Origin of the sequence: Paraglaciecola arctica (genome assembly GCF_018861065.1) — a bacterium.
In the GTDB taxonomy this organism is placed as follows: Bacteria; Pseudomonadota; Gammaproteobacteria; order Enterobacterales; family Alteromonadaceae; genus Paraglaciecola; species Paraglaciecola arctica_B.
In genome coordinates, this window is the sequence record NZ_JAHKQO010000036.1 from 829,751 (window position 1) to 836,400 (window position 6,650).

Sequence of the window (6,650 nt, forward strand, 5' to 3'; positions counted from 1 at the left end):
AACTATCGGATTACTCTATGCTTAAAAATTAAATAAATATAATATATAGTTTTTATATTTTTAATAACGTTTAACTATCATTTTGAAATTATATGAATTTAAAGCGTCTTGAGTATTTTTGCCAATTAGCCTTGTTAGGCAACTTTACTCGGGCCGCTCGCACCCTAGGTATAGCACAACCTGCATTAACGGTTGCGATACAAAAGCTCGAACAAGAAGTTGGCTTAAAACTCATTAATCGGGCCGACAAACATTCGTTATTAACCGCTGAAGGTCGAGTATTATATAAATTGGCTTCGCAACTGCTAAGTCAGGCCAAACAAGTCGAGTTAGAATTAGAAGAATTACGAGAACTAGAAAGCGGCACGATTCGTTTTGGTGTACCCGCCATGATGGGTTCTTATTATTTCCCGCAAATATTGACCGAATTTAAGCAAAAGTATCCGAAAATAAAAATTCAATTAGTAGATCAAGGTACAGCTGCGCTAGAAAAAATGTTACTCAATAGCGAACTGGATTTAGCCTTAGTACGGGGGGATATAGAAAACCCACAGTTACGATACACTGAACTAATAGATGAAGAAATTGTTGCTGGTATGGTTAGCTCTCACCCGCTAGCAGCTGAAAAAACCATTTCACTTGAACAATTTTGCCAACAACCCTTAGTGCTGTTTCACGAAGGATATTTTTTACGTGAAGTTGTCAGTCAGTATTCAAAAAAACAACAACTCACTCTCGATGTGCGTATGGAAACCAATCTTATTGAATTGCAAAAATCCTTGGTGCGTAACGGTGTGGGTATTACCACTTGCCTGTCGCGAATTTTACAAAACGAACAGCAGATGACATCAATACCCTTTGAACCCAAGATCGAATTTAAGTTAAGCCTGGCGTGGAGAAAAAACCATTACCTTTCTAACGCCAGCAAAGTATTCATGACCTATTTAGATTCAACGGTTGGATCTAGTAGTTAAGCAGTAATTCTAAATAACTTAAGCATTCAACCACTTCTTCTCTAAATATTCACTGTGCCTAGCAGATTGCTTATGCAGCATTATTAATAGTAATAATTTCCCAAAATAAAACTTAATTCATAGGATAGACGTTAATAAAAAGGCTTTAGGTGATCTGCAAATCAGTAGATTGTCAGTCACAGTATTTCGGTATCAATAAAACGTTCAATAAATTGAGTACAACCAAGGGTTCGCAAAATGAATTTAGATTTCAGCGCTGAAGAAAAAGAATTTCAACAAGAAGTTCGTCAATTTTTACAGCAAAAATTGCCAAAAAACATCTCGTCAAAAATCAAAAAAGGACTGCACCTATTAAAAGAAGAATACGTGCAATGGCAACAGATATTGCATAAGCAAGGATGGGCTGGCGTTAACTGGCCCGTTGAACACGGCGGAACCGGTTGGACTAGCACCCAGAAGTATATTTTTGACAATGAATGTGCCCAAGCTGGTGCCCCTGATGTCATCCCTTTTGGTTTAAAAATGGTTGCCCCTGTTATCTATACCTTTGGTAATGAAGAACAAAAACAGCGCTTTTTACCTGATATTTTGGCCAGTAAAGTCTGGTGGTGTCAGGGCTATTCAGAAACGGGGGCGGGTTCTGATCTTGCCGGGCTTAAAACAACAGCAGTCAGAGACGGTGACGAATACATAGTAAACGGCACCAAAACCTGGACCACTTTAGGCCAACATGCCGATTGGATATTTTGTTTAGTACGCACCGGACCACCTAGTGCTAAAAACCAAGAAGCCATCAGCTTTTTACTGATAAACATGCACGACCCTAAAATTACGGTTTCTCCGATTATCACTATTGATGGAAGTCATGAAGTCAACGAAGTGCATTTTGATGAAGTTCGCGTTCCTGCCAACAACCTTATTGGTGCTGAAGGTCAAGGTTGGACATACGCCAAAGTATTGCTAACCCATGAGCGAACCGGTATTGCACGCGTGGCGCCATCTAAAGACCGTCTGATTCAGTTAAAACAATTGGCTGAAACCTCTGATGACGGCAATAGCAAACTCATGGACGACCCTATTTTTGCGCAAAAAGTAGCAAACCTAGAAATAGATTTATTAGCACTGGAATACACTGAGTTACGCACCCTGTCTGCGATAAGTACCGGTAAAGCCCCTGGACCAGAGTCGTCAATCTTAAAAATTGTGGGTACCCAAATAATCCAAGGCATTGATGAACTATATGTTGAAGCGGCGGCGTACTACTCAATGCCTTATGTGCCACAACAATTCGAAGAGGGATTTGACGGGCAACACATTGGCCCAGATACAGCGGCAAACAGCGCGTTAACTTTCTTCAATAACCGTAAGACATCCATTTACGGTGGTAGTAACGAAATTCAAACGAACATTATCAGCAAAGCCGTTTTAGGCCTTTAATAAGCATTAGGAATTTACTATGGACTTTTCGTTAAGCAGCGAACAACAAATGATTCAAGATAGTGTATCGAAGTTTATTCTCAATGATTACGATTTTGAAACACGTCGAAAAATACTTAAATCAGCAGCAGGATACAGTCAAGATAATTGGAGTTTATTTGCAGAACTCGGTTGGCTAATGTTGCCATTCTCAGAAGAAGATGGCGGTTTAAGCGGCTCTATGGCTGATCTTGCCCTTGTCATGGAAGAGTTTGGCAAAGGTATAGTAGTCGAACCTTTTATTGCCACGGCTGTGCTAGCCGGCGGACTAATTGCCGCATCTGGTAATCAACAACAAAAAGACCTGTATTTACCGAAGATTATGGCTGGTGAATTACAAATGGCTTTTGCTTATGCAGAACCACAAAGTCGCTACCATTTAAATAATGTCAAATGCAGCGCGACTGAAACTCAAGGTGAGTTTGTCATTAATGGCCATAAGTCAGTGGTACTCAATGGTAATAACGCAGAAACCTTAGTAGTGGCAGCGCGCACCTCTGGTGACACCCAAGACAACAATGGCATCAGCCTGTTTTTAGTGGATGCTAATCACCCAAGTGTTAAACGCGAAGGTTATACCAATGTAGATGGTCATCAAGCGGCAGATATTTGGTTTGATAACACCCCGACTCTTGAATTGTTAGGTGATCAAGATAACGCCTTGCCCGCCATAAACAATGTTATCGACAAAGCTACTTTAGCTGTTTGTGCCGAAGCCGTTGGTGCTATGCAAATAGCCAACGAACGCACTTTGGAGTACGCAAAAACCCGAAAACAATTTGGTTATACCATCGGCTCTTTCCAAGCACTGCAACACCGTATGGTGAATATGTTTATTGAACACCAACAGGCAAAATCAATTTTGCTAATGGCGGTGTTAAAAATGGATAGCAACGAAGGCGTTGACGCCAAAGCCATATCAGCAGCCAAAAGCCGTATAGGTAAAGCGGCCAATTTAGTGGGTCGTGAATCAATCCAAATTCACGGTGGCATTGGCATGACAGACGAACTTGATGTAGGTCATATATTTAAACGCTTAACCACTATTCAATATTTGTTTGGTAGCACTGATAACCATACCAAACGATTTGCTACTGCGTAGTACAGTGGCAAAAATTTAATCCTTAAAATTAACCCATTTGTAGGAACTATAGTTAGTACTCACACTAGCTATAGTTCCTACTTTTAGAATTCCTAACTCAGCACAAATCAACATTTGTTATTTGGCTTTCTACAAAATGCCAAATCCGTAACAACAGCCCTTATTAATGCCCTATTAATACCTTATAATTCCGCCCTATTAAAAGCGATGTTAGCAACGAGCAAAAATTGAAAAGTGTAGATGTAATTGTATTAGGTGCCGGTGCCGCAGGTTTATTTTGTGCCGCGCAATCTGGCAAACGTGGTCGTGATGTAGTGGTTCTCGACCATGCAAAGCGCTTAGGAGGCAAAATTCTAATGTCGGGTGGTGGCCGCTGTAATTTTACCAACATGTACGCCAGTCACGAAAACTTTTTGTCAGATAACCCACACTTTTGTAAATCAGCCTTAAGCCGCTATACCCAGTGGGATTTTATTGGTCTGGTGGCCGACTACGGTATTGCCTACCACGAAAAAACTTTGGGCCAGTTATTCTGTGATGACAGCGCCAAAGACATTTTAAATATGTTATTAGCCGAATGTGAAAAAGCCAATGTAACAGTCACCAATCAATGCGAAATTTTGTCCGTTGAAAAAACTGAGTCTGGTTACACCCTCAACACCGCAAAAGGTCTGTATCAATGTGAATCCTTAGTGGTCGCCACCGGTGGATTGTCTATGCCGAAACTCGGCGCTAGCCCATTTGGTTATAAAATAGCGGAGCAGTTTGGATTAAATGTTAAGCCAACCCGAGCCGGATTAGTGCCATTTACCTTGCACGAACAAGACAAAAGCGTATTGTCAGAGCTAAGCGGTATTTCCTTAGATGCCAGCGCCAGTTGTAACAACACTAGTTTTAACGAAAACATCCTCTTTACCCATAGAGGCTTAAGTGGCCCTGCAGTGCTACAAATATCCTCGTTCTGGGAGCCGGGACAAACTGTAGAATTCGACTTATTTCCCAATGGCGACTTATTGGCTGATTTGAACAAAACCCTTCAAAGTCAACCAGAAGTACAACTAAGCACCGCCTTAGGCAACCATTACCCCAAACGATACGTGCAAGCCGCTTTACCCTATTTAGGCATTGAAAATAAACCCCTAAAACAATACCAAGGTAAACAACTCGAACAAGCCGCACAGGCCTTTCATCAGTGGCAACTAAAACCCAATGGCACCGAAGGTTATCGCACCGCCGAAGTCACTCTAGGCGGCGTTGACACCAATCAACTCTCATCAAAAACCATGATGGCCAAAGATGTTGAAGGCTTGTATTTTATCGGAGAAGTTGTAGACGTCACCGGCTGGCTAGGAGGCTTTAATTTCCAATGGGCCTGGAGTTCAGGTTGGGTTGCTGGGCAAAACGTATAAATGGTTTATTGGATGGAAAATGGAGTCAAGCGGAATTGAATGGAGACAATTATATTGTAAATAGAGACAAAACTAGGCCGAATTCAACAGAGCTTGCTCATAAATTTTGCGTATGTTTAGTTTACAAATATCTATCCGTCAGCGAAGTGCCAAGTCCCGTCATTCCAAACTTGATTGGGAATCTCTGCTTAGTGCCATAAGCGGATCTTGCTGTTGAGAGGCTTGAAGTGTCAGTTTGCATGGTTAGCGGATGGTCAATAACGCCCTAATAATGGGCAAAAAATTGTTGGCTAAAATGTTGAGGAACGAAAACAGCCAACTGTTTTTTGTCCTTATTTATTAGCTTGTTATGTGCAATTAGTTCATATACCGATACTACTATATGCTTCAGCAGTCTCTTTACGTAAAGCTGTCAAACTAGCGTTAATTACAAGTATTTTTTCTGTAGCATTATTTATATCAAAATTAGCGGGGCTATCAGCTATGAGGCAATAAAGAGAATTCAGAGAGCTACAAAGCTTATCTATTTCTAAGCTCATTTTATCTAATCCAAGCATATGAGAAAGCCCCTGTGCTTCACCCATTTTGGTGTAGCCTTTCATGAGTTTTTCACTTTCGATTAGAACTTGCTCAGAACCACTAGGTAAACTGATCGAACGAGACTTATGAGAGAAATCATTTATGATGTTAGTTGATTCTTCGACGCAACGTACGATATCGCAAAGAATTGCTACTTTGTTTTCAAAAACAATCTTCTTATTTTCATGACTGAGGCGCAATTTAGTTACTTTGTATGTAGCTAAACCACTTGCAAGAGCGCCAAAACCAACTTTAACGGCAGTATCAACAATATCAATCCAACTTAGATCAGCCATATCTATCCTTTGCACATAACGCCCGCGTAATGGGCTGGTTTGGAGCGCTAAAACTAACTAAGAAAAACTAACTAAGACACTCATCGCAGAAAAACTAACTAAGACACTCATTGTTATAAATTACGCAAAAACAGTGAATTCAACAAGCATAAAATATGAGCGTTACTATCACTTATGGTTCTAAAATCTAGAATTAGCGCTGATTTGTGCATTTATAGGAGGAAGTTGACCCAAATCTGTGACTAAACTCAAATTGCGGGCACCATGAGTCGCCAATTGATTTCGCTAAATTTCTTAATTAAACTAACTAAGACACTCATTGTTATAAATTACGCAAAAACAGTGAATTCAACAAGCATAAAATATGAGCGTTACTATCACTTATGGTTCTAAAATCTAGAATTAGCGCTGATTTGTGCATTTATAGGAGGAAGTTGACCCAAATCTGTGACTAAACTCAAATTGCGGGCACCATGAGTCGCCAATTGATTTCGCTAAATTTCTTAATTTGTTTTGAAGGGATTTAGGCTTGTTGAAGTAACACTCTAGCCTTTGCCATCCCTCGTATTCGCTGATGGTCGGTGTGTTGTTTGAATTGCTGTAACATGTGTTCACTGCCAACTGCGGTATGAAAGTGTTGTTCAAACTCTGTAGTGAGGATTAACCACTGCTCTGAATTGAGTCCAATTCGCTCTAGAATTGGATTGTTATGGTGCGCTATGTGGCCTGCTTTATCGTCTCGAATGCAACGGCCTGTACAATCGACTAGTTCACAATAATCTATCAAGCTGTATTCAATACCTTTAGGTATGTC

5 protein-coding genes and 1 pseudogene are annotated in these 6,650 nt (G+C 40.5%); 4 read left to right on the forward strand and 2 right to left on the reverse strand.

The features are described 5' to 3' along the window. Positions 1–92 precede the first annotated feature (92 nt). The 4 genes from KO534_RS16880 (at position 93) to KO534_RS16895 (ending at position 4,961) form a co-directional block, all read left to right on the forward strand. A complete protein-coding gene (locus KO534_RS16880) occupies positions 93–974 on the forward strand; it encodes a LysR family transcriptional regulator (RefSeq protein WP_215931152.1) in 882 nt (293 codons plus the stop codon). 237 nt (positions 975–1,211) lie between these two features. Further along, the gene (locus tag KO534_RS16885) at positions 1,212–2,411 is read left to right on the forward strand and encodes an acyl-CoA dehydrogenase family protein (RefSeq protein ID WP_215931154.1); all 1,200 of its coding nucleotides are present in this window, start codon (positions 1,212–1,214) and stop codon (positions 2,409–2,411) included. A 19-nt stretch (positions 2,412–2,430) separates the two neighbouring features. After that, complete coding sequence (locus KO534_RS16890) at positions 2,431–3,552, forward strand: acyl-CoA dehydrogenase family protein (protein ID WP_215931156.1); 1,122 nt, start codon at positions 2,431–2,433, stop codon at positions 3,550–3,552. Positions 3,553–3,779: 227 nt separating this feature from the next. Further along, positions 3,780–4,961 carry an NAD(P)/FAD-dependent oxidoreductase gene (locus KO534_RS16895; protein WP_215931158.1) on the forward strand — a complete coding sequence of 394 codons (1,182 nt, stop codon included), beginning with the start codon at positions 3,780–3,782 and terminating at the stop codon, positions 4,959–4,961. A 362-nt stretch (positions 4,962–5,323) separates the two neighbouring features. Here the strand turns inward: KO534_RS16895 and KO534_RS16900 are convergent, their stop codons facing one another. Next, positions 5,324–5,836 (reverse strand): hypothetical protein, encoded by a 513-nt coding sequence (locus KO534_RS16900; protein WP_215931160.1) that lies wholly within the window; start codon positions 5,834–5,836, stop codon positions 5,324–5,326. A 523-nt stretch (positions 5,837–6,359) separates the two neighbouring features. Continuing rightward, a pseudogene (locus KO534_RS16905) lies at positions 6,360–6,650 on the reverse strand (transposase); the annotation flags it as partial.

Bases quoted from the DNA above. Each gene is read 5' to 3' on its own strand.
- KO534_RS16900 (WP_215931160.1), bottom strand. From the start codon at position 5,836: ATGGCTGATCTAAGTTGGATTGATATTGTTGATACTGCCGTTAAAGTT.
- KO534_RS16885 (WP_215931154.1), top strand. From the start codon at position 1,212: ATGAATTTAGATTTCAGCGCTGAAGAAAAAGAATTTCAACAAGAAGTT.
- KO534_RS16890 (WP_215931156.1), top strand. From the start codon at position 2,431: ATGGACTTTTCGTTAAGCAGCGAACAACAAATGATTCAAGATAGTGTA.
- KO534_RS16880 (WP_215931152.1), top strand. From the start codon at position 93: ATGAATTTAAAGCGTCTTGAGTATTTTTGCCAATTAGCCTTGTTAGGC.